The sequence below is a fragment of the Prevotella sp. AM34-19LB genome (genome assembly GCF_003468525.1).
Classification (GTDB): domain Bacteria; phylum Bacteroidota; class Bacteroidia; order Bacteroidales; family Bacteroidaceae; genus Prevotella.
Window position 1 is genome coordinate 1 of the sequence record NZ_QSIG01000106.1, and the last position, 1,887, is coordinate 1,887.

General features: G+C 36.5%; 1 protein-coding gene and 1 pseudogene. Both read left to right on the top strand.

The window, feature by feature from the left end; translation table 11 throughout:
- The first annotated feature begins 156 nt into the window (after nt 1-156).
- Entirely contained in the window at nt 157-1,119 is a 963-nt protein-coding gene (locus tag DW830_RS15335) for a CfxA family broad-spectrum class A beta-lactamase (RefSeq protein ID WP_117694737.1), read from the top strand.
- 122 nt (nt 1,120-1,241) lie between these two features.
- Nucleotides 1,242-1,887, top strand: a pseudogene (locus DW830_RS15340) (transposase); the annotation flags it as partial.

The following is a 1,887-nucleotide window of genomic DNA, read 5'->3' on the forward strand; positions in this document are numbered from 1 at the left end:
ATTTGTATCTTTGCATGTCATATTAGAGTTTTGCTTGTCTTCTTTTCGCAACACTAAGGTAAGTGAAAATTCTGACATGGCAAAATCCTGGGCAACTTTTTGTTGCTCAGGCACTTATAAATAATGTTAAACTATAGTGTTGCGGAATTAAGGAACATGAAAAAAAACAGAAAAAAGCAAATCGTAGTTTTGTGTATAGCTTTAGTTTGCATCTTCATCTTGGTGTTCTCATTGTCCCATAAATCAGCTACAAAAGGTAGCGCGAATCCTCCATTAACAGATGTTTTGACTGATAGCATTTCTCAGATTGTCTCGGCTTGTCCTGGTGAAATTGGTGTGGCGGTTATTATTAATAACACAGATACGGTTAGTGTTAATAATAAAAGCATTTATCCTATGATGAGTGTATTTAAGGTTCATCAGGCATTAGCTCTTTGCAATGATTTTGACAAAAAAGGCCTTTCCCTTGATACCTTGGTAAAGATAAATAGGGAAAAACTTGATCCAAAGACATGGAGCCCTATGATGAAAGATTATTCAGCACCAGTTATATCGTTGACAGTAAGAGATCTGTTGCGCTATACTCTTTCCCAGAGCGACAATAATGCAAGCAATATCATGTTTAAGAATATGCTCAATACTGCACAAACAGACAGTTTTATAGCGAAACTCATACCACGTTCGAGTTTTCAGATAGCTTATACAGAAGAGGAAATGTCCGCTGACCATGACAAAGCTTACTCTAATTACACATCTCCTCTTGGTGCTGCAATGTTGATGAATCGTTTGTTTACAGAAAGTCTTATCAGTAATGAGAAACAAGATTTCATTAAGAATGCATTGAAAGAATGTAAAACAGGTATAGATAGGATAGTAGCTCCACTTCTTGATAAAGAAGGGGTTGTAATAGCACATAAGACAGGTTCTGGTGATGTCAATGAAAATGGTATTCTTGCAGCTCAGAATGATGTAGCCTATATATGTCTGCCTAATAAGGTCTGCTATACCTTAGCTGTATTTGTTAAGGATTTCAAGGGAAATGAATCACAAGCGTCACAATTTGTTGCGCATATATCAGCGGTAGTATATTCTTTATTAATCAATACTGCGTTAAATTAATATTTAATCGTCTGTAAATCAATAACTTATATTAAGAAATGCTTATAAAAACTTAACTGTAAAAAGTTGGTCAAGTCGCTGATTTTCAGTAACTTTGTAGATCACGACAAATACAATATTACATGAATACAGGACTTGACCAATATATGGATATCTTTAAAGATGCAGTTGAAGATTCAGCTGCAAAGATAACAAAAAGTTTCGAGAAAATACTCATCGAGGTGATAATTTTGTTCATGGTAATACCAAGAAAGATAAATTTCACCCAAATGGGGAGGTATGGCTTGCATGTTGAGCAAACCTATCGCAACGCATTCGGCTTGAAAAAGTCGAAGTGCATTGATTGGCTCAAACTTAATGTCTCACTTGCCAAGCGCTTCTTGGGTAAACAGGGAAGATGGGCTATTGCCATTGATCCCAGCTACATCAGTAAAGCTGGCAAGAAAACACCACATATCGGTCGTTTTTGGTCAGGATGTGCTCAGTCTGTTAAACATGGTCTCGAAATCATGGGTATTGGACTCATTGATATTGATACCAAAGACTGCATGATGTTAAGAGCCCACCAGTCGCTAAATAATAAAGAACTGAGTCTTAGAAACAAGACTATGGTAGATTTCTATATCAGCGTCATTAAGCGTTACCGCAAGGAACTTCTCAAACTCTCAACCCTCATAGTTGCAGATGCTTACTTCTCTACAAGTACATTTGTTAATGGGATAAAGAAAGAAGGTTTCTCTTTGATAAGCCGCTTTCGTGACAATGCTT